The organism is Amphritea atlantica, assembly GCF_018860855.1.
In the GTDB taxonomy this organism is placed as follows: Bacteria; Pseudomonadota; Gammaproteobacteria; order Pseudomonadales; family Balneatricaceae; genus Amphritea; species Amphritea atlantica_A.
The window spans coordinates 183,892-199,794 of record NZ_JAHKQE010000020.1 but is presented as its reverse complement, the minus strand read 5'-3'; the positions used below and the strand labels follow the sequence as shown (position 1 = coordinate 199,794).

At 48.0% G+C, this 15,903-nt stretch carries 15 protein-coding genes; 10 read left to right on the top strand and 5 right to left on the bottom strand.

What is annotated here, in order from left to right:
• Positions 1–44: 44 nt before the first annotated feature.
• The 4 genes from KO512_RS09080 to KO512_RS09065 all read left to right on the top strand — a co-directional run bounded on the left by KO512_RS09080 (position 45) and on the right by KO512_RS09065 (position 2,860).
• Positions 45–1,037: a DNA ligase gene (locus KO512_RS09080; RefSeq protein WP_215952012.1), complete on the top strand. Its 993-nt coding sequence runs from the start codon at positions 45–47 to the stop codon at positions 1,035–1,037.
• A 33-nt stretch (positions 1,038–1,070) separates the two neighbouring features.
• Entirely contained in the window at positions 1,071–1,421 is a 351-nt protein-coding gene (locus KO512_RS09075) for a hypothetical protein (protein ID WP_215952011.1), read from the top strand.
• A gap of 243 nt (positions 1,422–1,664) precedes the next feature.
• The gene (locus KO512_RS09070; RefSeq protein ID WP_215952010.1) at positions 1,665–2,147 is read left to right on the top strand and encodes a Crp/Fnr family transcriptional regulator; all 483 of its coding nucleotides are present in this window, start codon (positions 1,665–1,667) and stop codon (positions 2,145–2,147) included.
• A 254-nt stretch (positions 2,148–2,401) separates the two neighbouring features.
• On the top strand, positions 2,402–2,860 hold the full coding sequence (locus KO512_RS09065; RefSeq protein ID WP_215952009.1) for an SLATT domain-containing protein: 459 nt from the start codon (positions 2,402–2,404) through the stop codon (positions 2,858–2,860).
• A gap of 123 nt (positions 2,861–2,983) precedes the next feature.
• Here the strand turns inward: KO512_RS09065 and KO512_RS09060 are convergent, their stop codons facing one another.
• From KO512_RS09060 to KO512_RS09045, 4 genes are all read right to left on the bottom strand, one after another.
• Positions 2,984–3,949: a DMT family transporter gene (locus KO512_RS09060; protein ID WP_215952008.1), complete on the bottom strand. Its 966-nt coding sequence runs from the start codon at positions 3,947–3,949 to the stop codon at positions 2,984–2,986.
• Between the two features lie 100 nt (positions 3,950–4,049).
• Positions 4,050–5,552, bottom strand: coding sequence for a Na+/H+ antiporter NhaC family protein (locus KO512_RS09055; RefSeq protein ID WP_215952007.1), 1,503 nt, complete (start codon positions 5,550–5,552; stop codon positions 4,050–4,052).
• 261 nt (positions 5,553–5,813) lie between these two features.
• Entirely contained in the window at positions 5,814–7,097 is a 1,284-nt protein-coding gene (locus KO512_RS09050; protein WP_215952006.1) for an NAD(P)/FAD-dependent oxidoreductase, read from the bottom strand.
• A gap of 171 nt (positions 7,098–7,268) precedes the next feature.
• Positions 7,269–8,207 (bottom strand): LysR family transcriptional regulator, encoded by a 939-nt coding sequence (locus KO512_RS09045; protein WP_215952005.1) that lies wholly within the window; start codon positions 8,205–8,207, stop codon positions 7,269–7,271.
• Positions 8,208–8,403: 196 nt separating this feature from the next.
• On the opposite strand from KO512_RS09045, the gene KO512_RS09040 reads away from it, so the two are divergent.
• Genes KO512_RS09040 through KO512_RS09025 form a run of 4 tightly spaced genes read left to right on the top strand, consistent with a single transcriptional unit; the run spans position 8,404 to position 11,780 of the window.
• The gene (locus tag KO512_RS09040; protein WP_215952004.1) at positions 8,404–9,420 is read left to right on the top strand and encodes a TRAP transporter substrate-binding protein; all 1,017 of its coding nucleotides are present in this window, start codon (positions 8,404–8,406) and stop codon (positions 9,418–9,420) included.
• Between the two features lie 58 nt (positions 9,421–9,478).
• Positions 9,479–10,018, top strand: coding sequence for a TRAP transporter small permease subunit (locus tag KO512_RS09035; RefSeq protein ID WP_215952003.1), 540 nt, complete (start codon positions 9,479–9,481; stop codon positions 10,016–10,018).
• Positions 10,008–11,330 carry a TRAP transporter large permease gene (locus tag KO512_RS09030; RefSeq protein WP_215952040.1) on the top strand — a complete coding sequence of 441 codons (1,323 nt, stop codon included), beginning with the start codon at positions 10,008–10,010 and terminating at the stop codon, positions 11,328–11,330. The genes KO512_RS09035 and KO512_RS09030 overlap by 11 nt, the downstream gene beginning before the upstream one ends.
• A gap of 9 nt (positions 11,331–11,339) precedes the next feature.
• Positions 11,340–11,780 (top strand): universal stress protein, encoded by a 441-nt coding sequence (locus KO512_RS09025; protein WP_215952002.1) that lies wholly within the window; start codon positions 11,340–11,342, stop codon positions 11,778–11,780.
• Here the strand turns inward: KO512_RS09025 and KO512_RS09020 are convergent.
• Positions 11,769–12,692 (bottom strand): LysR family transcriptional regulator, encoded by a 924-nt coding sequence (locus KO512_RS09020; RefSeq protein ID WP_215952001.1) that lies wholly within the window; start codon positions 12,690–12,692, stop codon positions 11,769–11,771. The genes KO512_RS09025 and KO512_RS09020 overlap by 12 nt on opposite strands.
• Before the next feature lie 144 nt (positions 12,693–12,836).
• Here KO512_RS09020 and KO512_RS09015 point away from each other — a divergent pair, with 144 nt between their 5' ends.
• Together KO512_RS09015 and KO512_RS09010 are read left to right on the top strand one after the other, a co-directional pair.
• Positions 12,837–14,300, top strand: coding sequence for an NAD-dependent succinate-semialdehyde dehydrogenase (locus tag KO512_RS09015; RefSeq protein ID WP_215952000.1), 1,464 nt, complete (start codon positions 12,837–12,839; stop codon positions 14,298–14,300).
• A gap of 23 nt (positions 14,301–14,323) precedes the next feature.
• Positions 14,324–15,676, top strand: a complete 1,353-nt coding sequence (locus tag KO512_RS09010) for an aminotransferase (protein ID WP_215951999.1) — start codon at positions 14,324–14,326, stop codon at positions 15,674–15,676.
• Positions 15,677–15,903: the final 227 nt, after the last annotated feature.

The window sequence follows — 15,903 nt, the reverse complement described above, 5'->3', positions numbered from 1 at the left end:
CTTTATGAAAAACTGCTTAAAAACACAGTACAAGGATGTACCGCATGAACTTTCCTCTCATTGGCAAGCGATGCCAAGCTATTGCTTTCCCTCTCAATTGTAAGCGCACCGGATGGCCCTCGGGCTTCACGTTAAACCGTAATCGCTTTATCTCTTTTCATGGGCTGCTGCTCATCGGTCTATTGGTAACTTCTCTTGGTTTGGCTGATAAAAGCTTTGCCGATAAACCTAAACTACAATTGGCAACGGTCTACCATAAGGGTCTTGCTATCACTGACTATTGGGTGAGTGAAAAGTTGGATGGGGTGCGGGGGTATTGGGATGGTAAACGGTTATTATCTCGACAGGGGTATCCCATTGATGCGCCGGCATGGTTTACTGCGCGCTTGCCAGCACAGCCTTTGGATGGTGAGTTGTGGATGAGGCGAGGGCAGTTTGAAGCCGTGTCTGCGCTGGTCAGAAGTGGATCGAAAGATGACCAACTAAGCCAAGGGAATACACGTCAGGTAAATAAACGGCAGGTAGATAGCTGGCGTCAGGTGAAATTTATGTTGTTTGATCTGCCCCATGCATCAGGGACATTTACGCAGCGCTTACGGCAACTCAGGAATATTGTGCAAGCGGTTGACCAAGACTGGATTCAACTGATAAAACAGCGCCGAGTTAGCAGTGATAGTGCCTTAATGGCTTGGTTGGAACAGGTCGTTGCCGAGGGCGGCGAAGGGTTGATGTTGCATCATCAAGATGCGCTTTATAGAGAGGGACGTAGTACCGATCTGCTCAAGCTGAAACTCTGGCAAGATGCAGAGGCGAAGGTGATTGGGCATCAGCCCGGTAAGGGGAAGTATACCGGTATGTTGGGGGCGTTATTGGTTGAAACGCCAACGGGTATTCGTTTTAAACTCGGCAGTGGTTTTACCGATCAACAACGGAAGAACCCACCGGCGATTGGCAGTATCGTTACCTATAAGTACACTGGCGTGAGCGCAAAGGGCGTGCCTCGTTTCGCCAGTTTTATGCGGGTTCGTCAGCCATGAAGAGACATTTTGTAACGGGGATATGGACAATTAATGAACAGCATTGAATCATTGCATCAGATTCTCAGTTTCGGCGAACGCAGAGAGCAGGCATTTTCCTGTTTAGCCGCAATGTCGAAGGCGGACAGCCAGCCGGTGGTGGCCACCGAACAGCATTTGACCCTTGTGCTGGGCAAATATCTGGCCGCTGAAATTACCGCAGATGATCTTGAAGAGTGGGCACTGTTTATCGACTGTCGCGCCGATATTCATGCTGAAGCGATTGAAGATTATGTCTATGCGCTGGCAAACCCCTCGTTAATGGGAGAGATCAGTGAGGCCAACATTGGTAAGATGCTGAAATTGTTGATTGAAACGGTCGATCAAGTCGACGCGATAGGGTAATTAATAAGGTAGTGAGTAAGGTCGGTCATAAGGCCAGTAAGATAAAGCTGATCAGGCCGAGGCGTGAGCCCTAGTGCTTATGCTATATCGGCTGTTCTTGTCATCGTTTTTGCTGTTTTTAATCTAATTTTTTCATTGCTTATCACCTCATAGGTATCTTCTCGGCTGGTTTTCTATTCTATAATGACCTGACTATTTACGGTTGCCATATTCGTGGCAGCCCAATGATTACGGACACATATTATGAAGGCCGTTTCGCTTGCTGAGCTTGAACGGGAATATCCGCAAGATTTCTGTCGTAAACTATCGATGTTTGGCGCTCTATCTGAAGAGAGTTTGCAGTTCTTACTGCAGCAGGGGACGCTTTTATCGGTGAAACCGGGGGATCGGTTATTTAGTATCGATGATCTGTCTGATCAGTTTTACATTATTATTAAAGGCGCGGTACGGTTCTATCAACATCGCCCTGAAGATGATGTGAGTATACCGATACGTCTTTATGACGAGGGTGAGCAGATCGGCTTTGTTGGTATGATCGGGTTACATACTCGCCGAGGTGATGCCGTGGTGGAAAAAGAAGGTTATCTGCTTGAGATCAGTACTGAGCTATTTCATAAGCTCTGCGAGCAATACCCTGAGATGTTTATGATATTCCTGATCAACATCACGCGCGAGATGAGTCGTGAGATTAGTCACCTAGATCAATTGTATGCCGACAAACACTGATGACTGTACTTTCTTTTACTGCAACTCTCTGCTGAGTAAGTGACGATGAAACCCACCCGTTGAGCCACGCTTATTTTTGAATTGACAGGCCGGTTATTCAACTCTGAACTATTATTAAGCTACTGTTCGATTTTTGATCAGCTTGGGCGTGAAACCCTAAGGTGTTTTTAAATACGCATGGCAGCCTGTTAGATAATTGTTTCACTGAGGTTCAATAAGCCTGTTTTTACAACCAGCCCTAGGGGGTAAGCGCAATGGAGCAGCAACAGTTTCTAGTGGATGAACTCGATAAAAAAATTGAGATGTTTCGGCATAATTCTAAAGCGCATAAGACGTTGCATCGACGATTGCGTTATGGCTCTTTTGGTTTGACGGGCATGTTGTCATTGCTGTCTGGATTAGCGCTTTACCTACCCGCCTATGCTACCCATCTGAATGTCGCTATTCTGGTTTTTTCAGGCACTGCGGGTATTCTCGCGTCCCTAGAGGGGCTGCGTAAGGCCGATGAGCTTTGGATTCATGAGCGGACAACCTATTACACCCTGTGTGATTTAAGACGTGAGTTGATGTTTCAGATTAAAAGCCAAACCTTGAAGGCCGCTGAACTCGAGATATTCTTTGATCGGCTGCAAAAAGTGTTGAATAACTCGGCGGAAAAATGGAGTTCTGGCATCGTTCAGGGCCGACAAGGGGAGACGATGCCGGCGCAATAGCATGAGGAATACCTGAACCTCCGTGAAACGAAGATATTATCTGATGCGACGTGATACAAGATCGATAGCTCCAGCTCAGAGGGCAGCGCTCGATCTTTATTGATGTGCCAGTATATCTGTTTGTTATGATTTTGGTGCTATCGAGGTACTTTGATCGAGCGGCTCTAACGTTACACGACCTCGGCGATCACCGAGTTCAGAGATCAGCATCGCGGCAATAATCATGCCCGCACCGATCAACCCCAGTGTGCCGAGTTGTTCATTCAAGAATAACCAGGCGGAGAGGCAGGCAAATACCGGTTCGGTGGCAAAGATCAGCGCCACCTGATGAGACGCGAGTATCTGCTGACAGGCAGATTGTGCCCAGTAGGCATAGGCGGTGCCCAGAAGGCCGGTAATCAGCACCGCACTGATAATGAGAGGGTTCGTCGCCAGATCCTGCCAACTCAGGGGCGTTGTACCTGAATGATAAAATGCAGGCTCAGGGCTAACCCAAGCGGCAATGCTGCTATACAGTGCTACGGCGAGTAACTGCAGGATACTCAAGGGGATCACCGGCAGCGAATCAACAAAGCGGCCGGTTAGCAAGATATGAACGGCAAAGCCAAAGGCACATACCAGTACCAGCGTATCACCTTGATTGAACTCCAATTTATCACCCATGGTTAACAGATAAAGCCCCGCCGTAGCGATAATCATACCGATCCACACAGCCATGGAGGCCTTGATGCGAAACAGCAGAAAGCCCAATAAGGGAACTAAGGGCACGTTCAACCCTGTGATAAAGCCCGCATTGGATACCGAGGTGTAATGCATCCCCTCTGTCTGGGCGTAGAAGCTGATAAAGAGTAAAAAACCAAGCAGGGCACTGGCCCCACAGAGTGGTAACCAGCGGATGTTGATGAGTTGTTGCCGGTTAAACCAAAGCAGGGGAATCAGCGATACTCCCGCTAATAGAAAACGGATGGCATTAAAGGTATGAGTGGGTATCTCTTCTATGGCGAGATCGATCAGTACAAATTCAGCGCCCCAGATAAAACAGACTAACAGTAGTAGCAGCTGCGCTGTACGTGATGATCGAATAAGCATTGGAAATCCTTGTCAATATAGTGGTGCAGCGTTTCGGTTGACACTTAAATGGAGACCGAGGCCTCCATGTTTATATACTGCTATTTAATGGTGCCATTGTTTAGGCGAGCATAAACCCTAGGGCGACCAAGGATAGAAAAGCCATTGCCGCGCCAATCAGTGCATAGGGGATCTGGGTTAACGCGTGTTGCATCGGCGTACAACCGGATCCTTGAGAGGAGAGTACGGTAGAGTCACTGAAAAAACAGGCGTGACTACCAAAGGCCGAGGCGGAGAGTAGCGCGCCTACGGTGAGTGGCATCGACATATCCATGCTAATTGCCATGGGAATAACGATGGGTAGCGAAACGACAAAAACTCCCCAGCTCGAACCGGTGGCAAACACAACCATCGCCATAGAGGCAAACACGAGTGCGGGCAACATCTCTTTTGATAGGTAGGGCGTCAGAGAATCGATGATATAGGGGGTCATGCCGAGCTGATCATTGATCTCTTTCACCATGAAACCGGCGCACACCACCGCGATAGGGTGCAGCATCACTTTAAAGCCGTCGAGCATGGAGTTGACTAGCTGATCAAATGACAGCAAGCGCTGCCAGAAATACAGCACCATGGTGAACATTGATGCCACTAGCGCACCGAGTAATAGATCGATACCGTAATAAACACTGGCAGCCACCAACACCGTCATGGGGAGTAAGAAATTGAGCAAACCGATGACGGGAGTAGTCTTTTTTAAGGCGGAGGTATCGAAGCCATCTTGCTGAATACCATCGGGAATGGGTTGACCGGCTTGGGCACGTTGTTCCGCTTTTTTCATCTCACCGAAATCGCCGAGCACACCCATCGCGACTAAAAAAACAACCAGTAACGCGGCCCAGCCGTAAACCATATAAGGAATCGATTCGATATAGAGGGACATCCCTTTGCCCTCGGCAACCGCTCCGTTTTCTTCTAGTAGGGCGGCGAAGTAAACGGCCCAAGTTGAAACCGGTACCAGAATGCAGACCGGTGCTGCGGTAGAGTCGACCAGAAAGGCCAGTTTTTCACGGGAGATTTTATAGCGATCGGTTAGGTTTTTCATCGATGCCGATACCGCAAGAGAGTTCAGATAATCATCGATAAACACCATGATGCCCAATGTACAGGTCGTCAGCATAGTACCGCGTTTAGTGGTAATTCGTTTGGCGAGTATCTCGCCAAAGCTGAGTACGCTGCCGCCCCGTTCTAACATATTGATCAGACCGCCCATCATGCCGCATACCAAGACAATCCAAGCGATAGTCTCATCCATCACCACCGACATCGATAAGTCGCCGAGCCCGCTAACGATATGGGTGGGATCCAGCAGGAGTAATCCGGCGATAATTCCGGCAAAAATAGATTCTAATGGTTTTTTGGTAATCACGGCCACGCAGAGAATCAGAATGGCAGGTAATAGGCTGTAAAAACCATAGGATTCACCATCGACATGTTGGGTCGAGAGGTAGGTGAAAAAAGCCATGATTGCGGCAAAGAAAATCAGCCATTTCTGTGGGCTTCGGGTTTTGAGATGAAATTCGGGGTTGTTAATGATGTTCGCTTGGGCGATCTCAGTACTCATATAGCACCTTTTTTATCGTTATAAATGTATCGTATATGTCTTGTTGCAACGTGTGACCAATAGCTGTCATACAGTATTTTGCGAGGCATCGCTGTATGGGAATATGCTGAGATAACCGATCAAGGATTGACCGCCTCACCCGACGAGAACCTTTGTGTCATTCAGCTGTAGCACTCATACACGTCGGTATGATGGCAATATTACGTGCAAGTGTTTAAACAGAGGTTTCAATAGGAGCTTGAGACCTCTGCTTACGTGGGATCAGATTCCCAGTTTGTCACGTAGGTTGTAATACCAAGCGCCCATAGCGGTATAAGGGATGCGTAGTGCCCGTCCACCGGGGAAGGGGTATTGTGGCAGACCGGCAAAAATATCGAAGCGTTCTGATTGGCCTTTAATAGCATCACAAAGCACTTTGCCCGCCAGGTGCGAACTGGTGACACCGTGGCCGCTGTAGCCCTGTGCGTAGTAGATGTTCTTGCCGATACGGCCAAACTGAGGCAGGCGCATTAAGGTCAGGAGGAAGTTACCGGTCCAAGCATAATCGACCTTAACACCTTTCAGCTGAGGGAAGGTTTTCAGCATGTTAGGAACGATCAATGATTCGATCTTATCCGGCTCGCGAGCACCATAGGTGACACCACCGCCATAGATCAGTCGGCCATCACCGGATAAGCGGAAATAATCCAACAGGTAATTACAATCTTCAACGCAGTTGTCTTGTGGTAACAGTTCGCGTTGTTGAGCTTCGCTCAGGGGCTCAGTGGTAATGACCTGAGTACCACAAGGCATCGCTTTTTGCTCTAATTTAGGAATTAAACCACCGAGGTAAGCGTTGCCAGCGACAATCACAAAGTCGGCTGTTACCGAGCCTTTTTCCGTATGAATGACGGCTTTATCGCCTTCCTCGACACGGGTAACCGCGGAGTCTTCGTAGATCACACCACCTAGGCTCTCTAGCGCCGCGGCTTCCCCGAGTACGAGATTAAGCGGATGGAAATGGCCGCCACTCTTATCCAGTAAACCGCCTTCATAACGGCTTGAGCCAACATGGTCACGGATGCTGTCAGCGGTCAGCATTTCCAGTTGTGTATGCCCATGGGCTTCCCAGAGGGCTTTTTTATGTTCCATCTCTTGCAGCTGTTTGCTATTGCAGGCTGCAAACACACCGCCATCTTTAAGGTCGCAGTCGATCTGATACTGCTGTACCAGCCGACGGATGATCTGTCCGCCCTCAAAGGCCATCTTGCCCATCTCACGGCCGGTGTCATGGCCATAATTTTTTTCAATAAAATCTATATCACGGCTATAGCTATGAACAATCTGGCCACCGTTGCGACCGGATGCACCAAAGCCGATACGGCTGGCTTCTAAAACGACAACGTTGAAGCCCTGTTCAGCGAGATGTAAGGCCGATGACATGCCGGTGAAACCCGCGCCGATAACACAGATATCGGCACTGATATGATTATTCAATGGTGCCCGAAACGCTTTGTCGTTTGCTGAAGCGGCATAGTATGACGTGGTGTGTGATGGAGCTGCCATAGAGAAACCCTGTATTACGGACCCAGTGAGGGTATTGCTGATATAACTAAGGACATGCCAATGCAGCCTCAGCTTTGATTAAGGATCTACCATAATTGTTTACGGGGGCGGTACGCTATACCTATCAGGGGATAGATAGCTGGTGATGGGGCAGAACAAGTTAGAGGAGCGTTAGTAAGGTGGTGGGTTTTCTGTGTCTTGGTGAATCATTCTGATGGCGTGCAGGAACATGTCTCTGGCACGGTTTGGTTGAGCCGATTTTTTGGTAATAACGGCCACGCCTAGACGAAAATGTTTACTCTTTTTCGCCACCGCTTTTAACAGGCCCTGTTCAATATAGGGTTGCGCAACATTTTCTGGCAGAAAGCTGATATAACAGCCGGAAAGAACCATCGCGATCCGCGATTCATAGTGATAAGACGCTCCCGCAAGATTCATCTGCGCGAGTTGATGGTAAACCTCTTCATGAGGCTTGAGTCCCGCATGAATGAGTTTATAACCGTTGATAACCTGTTCTGTTATCTGTTCTTCAGGGAGTGTGAACAAGGGGTGGTCTTTACCGCAATAAACGTAGTTTTCATCGGTAAAGAGGTGGATGTAGTTAAGTCCTTCAAACTTTCGGTGGTAGGGGATCATGGCAATGTCGAGTTGATTATTGAGTACGAGCTTTTCCATGATTCTCATGTGATCGACTTCGACCTCAAGTTCGACATCCGGGGCTTGATGATAAAAGTGACGAAATATTTCAGCCAGCTTAAAACGTGGGTCTGTGCTGAAAGTGTCACTTAGGGCTATTTTGAGTCTTCCTGCCGGATGATCACCGAGATTGTTAATGGTGCTTCTGAATTGTTCTAAGTTATGGAGTAGGAGCGTGGTTTGATCAAAAACGACTTTACCTTCAGACGTTAGACTAAAACCGGCTCGGCCCCGTTTACACAGCGTGATATTGAGGCGTTTTTCAAGGGCTGCAATGTGGTTGCTAATCGTTGGACGGCTGATATTGAGCACGGCTTCTGCGGCGGAAAACCCACCACACTCAACCACTGATTTAAAGATTTTGAGTTGTTTGATTTCAATATCGCCGAGCTGTCCAAGTGCAAATTTCGTCATGTTCGTTATTTTACCGAGGTTCAGCTGAGTTGATCTTATTTGGGTTTTGTTTCTTATATTTAATACTAGGCTTTACGTAAAGAAAATTCAACGTAAAGGTGGGATTTTTATGATTTATTCTATGCTCGTAATTTGTGAAAATGGCGCCACAAAACGTTTAATGCGTGACATAAATATTTGAGCATAAGGGTCAATAATGATTAAAAACCTTAAGAAAGCACTATCGACATCGGCTTTAGCGGTTACGCTAGGTCTTAGCACGCTTGCTGCTGATGTCTCCGCTGCAGAGTATAACTGGCGCTTTAGTAACCTTTATGGTCGTGGCACCGCTTTTGGTGATGTTTATGAGAGTCTAGCGAAGAATATCGAAACAGGCTCTGAAGGGCGTATTAAGGTTCAGGTACTTTACTCCGGCGAAGGTGTTGGCACTAGCGGTCTGTTGGGGGCGGTTAAGTCCGGCCTGATCACCATGGGTGCACCGTTCCAGTCTATGCATGCTGGTGAGTTGCCTGCCGGTGTGGTTGAAATCGGTCTGCCCGGTGGTACGGATGATCCTGCTGAACTGCAGTCACTGTTCCACGATAAAGGTTGGGATAAAGTGCTGACTAAAGCCTACGGTTCTCAAGGACTGGTATGGCTTGAACCTTACATTCAGCCACCTGTATATGTTTTAACTAAGCGCGAAATTAAATCGGTAGCCGACTTTAAAGGCCTTAAAATTCGTGCACCGGGTGCTTATGGTAAATTCCTGCGTAACTTGGGTGCATCACCTGTATCACTCGCTTGGAGTGAGATATACACCTCATTGGCCACCGGTGTTATCGATGGTTCTATCGGTAGTAACATGATCGATCACCGTGATGGTAACCATGTTGAGGTGGCTAAGTACATGTATCGCTTGCCGTTAGCCGGTGCTCAAGTGTTGCCAATTGTTGTTAACCGTAATGCTTGGAAAAAACTACCAGAAGATCTGCAGGCTGTTGTGCGTAAAGCAACAGAGCAACATGCTGCTGATCAACTGCGTCTGTCTCGTCAATGGGAATCTGAAGCGGTTACTGAGATGGAAGCGAAAGGTCTCAAATGGAGCCCTGAGCCAAGTGAAGCTGACAAAGCAGCCTGGACTGAAGCCGGTGCCGGTTTGTGGGATGAATATGCGGCAAAGGATAAGTACAGCAAAGAGCTGATCGATATCCTGCGTGCAACCCGCAAGTAAGGCATTTTGAATAAGTTAAAAGGGGCAATCGCGCCCCTTTTTTGTTGCAGGTATTTTCATGCTTAAAACAATACTGATAAATTTTTGTCTGTCTATCGATTGGATAGTACGGCAAGCAGGCCGAGCGGCGGCGTTTATCATGCCGGTGTTGGCTTTGGTTGTCGCCTTCGAAGTTTTCTCTCGTTACGTGTTGGGTAAGCCAACCGTCTGGGCGTTTGATCTATCGTTGTTTATGTTTGGTTATTTAGCCGCTTTAGGTGGCGCTTATGCACAACAGCAGCGTGCGCATATCAATGTGGATATTCTTTATCTTAAAGTTTCCCATAAAACTCGCAGTGTATTTAATCTGATCTCGTTTTCGTTAGCTATTTTCTTCCTAGTCATCATTGTGATGATGAGTATCGGTAAGTATGAAGAAGCGATTGAGTTTGATTATCGCCGCCAGAGTGAGTGGGCTCCGCCAATGTTTCACTTCTGGGTCATGATGATGGTTGCCTGTGGTCTGTTTATTGCCCAGTTTGTAAGAGATATGTTGGCAGAGCTGTATTTTCTTCTGACTGGTCAGGCGCTTATTGAGGAGAATAATGATGGGAATTGAGCTGTTAACCATAGTTCTTCTGTTATGTATTTTGGTGTTTTTTGCACTGGGTGCCCCCGTTGGTTTGTCACTGGGTGGTATTGCGATGGCCGTGGGTTATATGACCTGGGGCGATGGCATTTTTAATGTTATACCAACCACGCTTGAGTCGACTTATTTCAGTTTTATTCTGTTAGCAATTCCCCTTTATATTTATATGGGGCAGTTGTTAACGAAGTCTGGTATTGGCGATGCAATGTTTAACTTCAGCCAGATGCTGATTGGTCGCGTGAGAGGGTCATTGGCGATTAGTGTTATCGGTGTTTGCTCTATGATTGGGGCAATGGTCGGCATTATCGGCGCAGGGATTATGACGTCCGGTAGTATTGCGCTACGACCGATGCTTGAGCGGGGCTATAACCAACGCTTAGCGCTTGGGGTGATTATGGCCGGTGGTGGTTTGGGTATCCTGATTCCGCCCAGTATTCCGATGATCATGTTTGCCGCTTCAACGCAGAATTCAGTTGGTCGGATGTTTTTAGGCGCGATGGTGCCCGCATTGCTAACGGTGGTGATGATGGTGCTTTATGTGGCTATTAGCTGTTGGCTGTTTCCCGAGCGTGCGCCACGGGATATGGATAACAAAGATATTGTAAAGCTTGAAGGTAAAGCTAAATTCCGTATTGCCCGAGATGGTTTGTGCTCTATGCTGCTCATTGTAGCGGTCTTAGGCAGCATCATTACCGGCATAGCGACACCGACCGAGTCGGGAGCTATTGGTGTGGTTGGTGCAATTGTACTGGCGATTCTGTTTAAACGTTTTAAAGTCGATATGTTTTTACAATCAGGCTTTCAGACCGCGACTTTGGTCAGCGTGGCGATGTGGATTATTTTTGGTGCGTCAGTCTTCAGTAACTTTCATCTATTGATGGGAGTGCAGAGTATGGTGGCCGACTTCACTGGGCAGTTAGATCTACCGCCTATTATGATCATCATTATGTTTCAGCTGATTATGCTGTTACTGGGCTTTATTATTGATGAGTTCATCATTGTATTGATGTGCGCACCACTGTTTACGCCTATCGCTGTTTCTCTGGGCTATGACCCGATTTGGTTTGGCGTATTGATGATTCTAAATATTCTCATTGCCGTTCAGACGCCCCCCTACGGTTTTGCTCTTTTCTATCTTAAAGGTATCGCGCCTGCGGGTATCGGTATGTCGGAAATTTATAAATCGGTGACGCCGTTTATCCTGCTGAATTTAACCGTATTGATTATTTGCATGGTGTTTCCAGAGATTGTGCTTTGGTTACCTAATTTAGTAATGGGGTGAGGTATCAACATGTTTACAAATATTCTTATTCCGCTGGATCTGTCGCATAAAGAGCAGGTGGTTGAGTTAGCTCAGATTGCTACGAAATTAGCAGAGGGAAAACCTGCACAGCTGAATCTGCTCTATGTTGATCAGAGCTTTGTTCACGGTGCCGGTGATCCGCAATTTGATAAAAGTGTGCATCAGGGGCATCGCAAAGAAGCCCTTGAAGCGATGGAAAACTTACTGAGTGACCTGCCTGATAATATTCAGGTTAAATCCCTCTATCGTGATGGCACGGCGCATGATCAAATTTTGGCTACTGCCAAGCAGATGAATTCCGATGTGATTGTCATGATGGCCCGTAAGCCGGGGATCAGCAGTTACTTTATCGGTTCTAATGCCGAACGGGTAGTGCGTCATGCGCCTTGTTCCGTGTTTATTGTCCGTACAGACGAGTCAGATAGTTGATGCGGCTAAGCAGTCGGTAAATAGCTGAATGATGAGTTGATTCTGTTGCCGCTTACGCCATAGCGCGCGAAAGGTGTTGGTGTAGCTATAACGCTCGGTAAGCAGCGGGCGAAGTTCTTTTTCGAGTCGCCAATTGCTTACCAAATGACGTGGCAGAAAGCCCAGATAGTGGCCACTGAGAATTAATGTGGCCCGGGCTTCTTGGTGGTGTGCTCTAGCCTGTTTATTCCAGAGCTTCATGTCGGGATGTATCTCTCTACCGGGCATCAGTCTAGGGGATTCAACAAAACGGTATTGGCGCAACTCGGCGGGATCAATCTCATCGGTCCGCTCAAATAGAGGGTGGTCTTGGGAGCAGTAGAGCTGCATCTCTTCATCGAACAACTTCATGGTGGTCAGTTCGGGGTAGGGTTGACTGGTGACGGTGATGCCGATATCGACCTGTTGATTGAATAATGCCGAGATCACATCATCAGAACTCATAGTGCTAATACGGATTTTCACATCAGGCGCTTTATCCGAGAAGAGATTTAAGGTTTTGAGGATTGAGGAGTTATGCGCGCCGAGCATATGTTCGGCAAAACCGAGGTGAAGGTCGCCGAGAATGCGGTTGTGACTTTGGTTGATGGTGTTTTTGAATTGATCAATGGCGCTGAGTAGTTCCATGGTTGCGCTATACACCGTCTGGCCCTGTTCGGTCAGCGAGAATCCGGCGCGGCCTCGTTCACATAAACGCATATCTAAACGTTTTTCTAAGTCGGAGATGTAATTAGAAATTGTTGAGTTGGCTAGATTCAATTGAATCTCTGCGGGGGTAAAGCCGCCACACTCAACCACGGCTTTAAATACTTTGAGTAAGCGAAGATCCATATCGGCCAGTTGACCGGTGAGTGCTGCTTTTCTGCGTCCCATATGAAGACCTTTGATCGTGATGTTTTTTACATTTGTATATGCAAATGTAAATATTTATAAGTAATTATATAAGCAATAGTCTTGTCGATCTATAAATATAGCTATAACGCAGTTGGCTGAGCTACTGCCTGCCGGAGAGAAAGCATGACAATACAACTTAAAGATTCATCGTTACTCAAAACTCAGGCCTTTATTGATGGTGCGTGGGTTGATGGTGACAAGGGTGAAACATTTGCAGTAACAGATCCGGCTACCGGTCAGCATTTGGCTGATGTTGCCAGCGTGGGCGCCGATGAAACCCGTCGCGCTATCGCGGCAGCTGATCGCGCTATGATCGAATGGAAAGCGCTGCCGGCAAAGAGCCGCAGTGATGTGTTGGAAAAGTGGCATCAGCTGATTGTTGATAATACCGAAGACCTGGCCGTTATTATGACTGCAGAGCAGGGTAAAACACTGGCGGAATCCCGTGGTGAAGTGGCCTATGGTGCGTCTTTCGTTAAATGGTTTGCCGAAGAGGGCAAGCGGGTTTATGGCGATATTATTCCTACGCCGTCGGATCGTCGCGGTGTGGTGGTAAAACAACCGGTCGGTGTGGTGGCAGCCATTACGCCATGGAATTTCCCGAATGCCATGATTACCCGTAAAGCAGGACCCGCCCTAGCGGTTGGTTGCGCTATCGTATTGAAACCTGCAGCGGAAACACCGCTATCGGCGCTGGCGCTGGTGGAACTAGCAAACCGCGCTGGATTGCCAGCAGGACTGTTTAGTGTGTTACCCGGCATGGATGCACCGGCGATTGGCGGTGAGATGACCTCTAACCCCACGGTTAAGAAAGTGACGTTCACGGGCTCTACACCGGTGGGTAAGCTGCTGATGAAACAGTGTGCCGATACGGTTAAGCGTACCTCGATGGAACTGGGCGGTAATGCGCCGGTTATTATTTTTGATGATGCCGATCTCGATCTAGCGATTGCCGGTGCCCTGACAGCGAAATATCGTAACTCAGGCCAGACCTGTATCTGTGCCAATCGTCTGTTAGTGCAAGAAGGTATCTATGATGCTTTCGTGGAAAAATTCAGTGCGGCCGTCAGTGAGTTCCGTATTGGTAATGGTTTTGAGGCTGCGACAACACACGGCCCGGTGATTACTGAGAAAGCGGCTAAAGAGATCCATTCTAAAGTGCAAAACGCCGTTGAAGAGGGGGCGACGGTCGTTATTGGTGGTCAGCCGGGTGAACAGGGCGCATGTTTCTATCAGCCGACCGTCTTGACCAATGTGACTGAGGATATGCGGGTGTTCCGCGAAGAGATCTTTGGCCCTGTTGCGCCGGTCTTTAAGTTTAGTACTGAAGCGGATGCGATACGGATGGCTAATGATACGGAATTTGGTTTAGCGGCTTACGTCTATACCGAGAGTATGGGGCGTAGCTGGCGAGTATCTGAAGCGGTGGATTACGGCATGGTCGGTGTGAATGAAACGGCGATCAGTTCGGAAGTCATTCCCTTCGGTGGTGTTAAAGAGTCTGGTCAGGGCCGTGAAGGTTCTAAATATGGTCTGGATGATTATCTGGAAACTAAGTACATCTGTTTTGGCGCATTACAGCGATAAGCTGCGCATAGTGGAGACGCGTTATGAGTAATATGATCTACCCAACAACCAATTTTAAAGCCACTGAAACGCTGACGATGGAGCGGGGAGATGGTGCTTATGTTTATGATAGTGAAGGTAATCAGTACCTCGAAGGTCTTGCTGGCCTGTGGTGTACCTCGCTTGGCTATAATAATCGTGAGCTGATCGACACTGCCGCTGAGCAGATGGGGCAACTGTCTTTTTCCCATATGTTTGGTGGTAAAACCCATCAGGTGGGTATGGATCTGGCTGATAAGCTAACCGCCATGCTGCCGGTTGAGAATGCCAAAGTATTCTTTGGTAACTCGGGTAGTGATGCCAATGATAGTCAGATTAAGATGCTGCGGTATTACAACAACGCCATTGGTAAGCCTGAAAAATTTAAGATTATTGCCCGTGAACGTTCATACCATGGTGTGACCTTGGCGGCTGCTTGCCTGACCGGTTTGCATGCTAACCATACCTATTTTGATCTGCCGTTCGAGGCGCTGGGTATTCTGCGGACGGATGCGCCGCATTACTACCGTGGTGCACTGCCAGGTGAATCTGAAGAGCAGTTTGTTGACCGTATCGTTAACAACTTAGAACAGCTGATACTGAAAGAGGGCGCGAATACGATTGCGGCCTTTATTGCAGAACCGATTACCGGCGCTAGCGGCGTGATTGTGCCACCTAAAGGCTATTATCAGAAAGTGCAGGCGGTACTGAATAAGTACGATATCCTGTTCTGGGCCGATGAAGTCATCACCGGTTTTGGCCGTACGGGTAATGACTTTGGTTGTACCACCGTGGGTATCGAAAAACCTGACATGATGTCGATGGCGAAACAGTTATCGTCTGCTTATATGCCGATCAGTGCGGCGGCGATTCGCGGTGATATGTATGAGGCGATGATTGAACCGAGCGCTGCAGTGGGTGCCTTTGGTCATGGCTTTACTTATTCCGGTCATCCGGTTGCTTCGGCCGTTGCGCTGAAGACGCTAGAGATTTATGAGCGAGATAATATCTTTGGTCATGCGGCGACGATCGGTGAATACATGCAGAAACGTCTGGGTGAATTCCGAGATCATCCGCTGGTAGGTGAAGTTCGCGGTGCGGGTATGGTTGGTGCCGTGGAAATGGTGGCCGATAAGAAAACCGGTGCAGCCTTCAATGATGGCGCGGCGGGTTACTTTGCGGTACAGGCCTGTCAGAACCACGGCATGATTACCCGGGCGGTTGCCGGTAACTCTCTAGCATTCTGCCCACCATTAATCGTTAATGAAGCGCAGATCGATGAGATGGTCGAGAAACTGGGTAAAGCGTTGGATGAGACGCTCGACTTTGTTACCCGTGAAGGCATGATTGTCGCTTAATCCCTAACAGGGACGAGTGATGAGTTGTATGGTCGAACGGGTGGAGAGCTGGCCCGTTTGATTGCTTTACCTGTGGGCTGAACGTTTTAGCCTAGGAGATTCAGTTCTATTTGGCAGGTTCCTCTAAGCCTGTCTAGTCTTGAAACACAGATCCTTCTGGATCACCTTGTTGGGAGGGCATATTTATATGCTCTCCCTTTTTTATGTTTGTTGCATTTGCTACTAGC

Bases quoted from the DNA above. Each gene is read 5' to 3' on its own strand.
- KO512_RS09065 (WP_215952009.1), top strand. From the start codon at position 2,402: ATGGAGCAGCAACAGTTTCTAGTGGATGAACTCGATAAAAAAATTGAG.
- KO512_RS09020 (WP_215952001.1), bottom strand. From the start codon at position 12,692: ATGGGACGCAGAAAAGCAGCACTCACCGGTCAACTGGCCGATATGGAT.
- KO512_RS09060 (WP_215952008.1), bottom strand. From the start codon at position 3,949: ATGCTTATTCGATCATCACGTACAGCGCAGCTGCTACTACTGTTAGTC.
- KO512_RS09050 (WP_215952006.1), bottom strand. From the start codon at position 7,097: ATGGCAGCTCCATCACACACCACGTCATACTATGCCGCTTCAGCAAAC.
- KO512_RS09030 (WP_215952040.1), top strand. From the start codon at position 10,008: ATGGGAATTGAGCTGTTAACCATAGTTCTTCTGTTATGTATTTTGGTG.
- KO512_RS09040 (WP_215952004.1), top strand. From the start codon at position 8,404: ATGATTAAAAACCTTAAGAAAGCACTATCGACATCGGCTTTAGCGGTT.
- KO512_RS09055 (WP_215952007.1), bottom strand. From the start codon at position 5,552: ATGAGTACTGAGATCGCCCAAGCGAACATCATTAACAACCCCGAATTT.
- KO512_RS09045 (WP_215952005.1), bottom strand. From the start codon at position 8,207: ATGACGAAATTTGCACTTGGACAGCTCGGCGATATTGAAATCAAACAA.
- KO512_RS09075 (WP_215952011.1), top strand. From the start codon at position 1,071: ATGAACAGCATTGAATCATTGCATCAGATTCTCAGTTTCGGCGAACGC.
- KO512_RS09025 (WP_215952002.1), top strand. From the start codon at position 11,340: ATGTTTACAAATATTCTTATTCCGCTGGATCTGTCGCATAAAGAGCAG.
- KO512_RS09035 (WP_215952003.1), top strand. From the start codon at position 9,479: ATGCTTAAAACAATACTGATAAATTTTTGTCTGTCTATCGATTGGATA.
- KO512_RS09070 (WP_215952010.1), top strand. From the start codon at position 1,665: ATGAAGGCCGTTTCGCTTGCTGAGCTTGAACGGGAATATCCGCAAGAT.
- KO512_RS09080 (WP_215952012.1), top strand. From the start codon at position 45: ATGAACTTTCCTCTCATTGGCAAGCGATGCCAAGCTATTGCTTTCCCT.
- KO512_RS09015 (WP_215952000.1), top strand. From the start codon at position 12,837: ATGACAATACAACTTAAAGATTCATCGTTACTCAAAACTCAGGCCTTT.
- KO512_RS09010 (WP_215951999.1), top strand. From the start codon at position 14,324: ATGAGTAATATGATCTACCCAACAACCAATTTTAAAGCCACTGAAACG.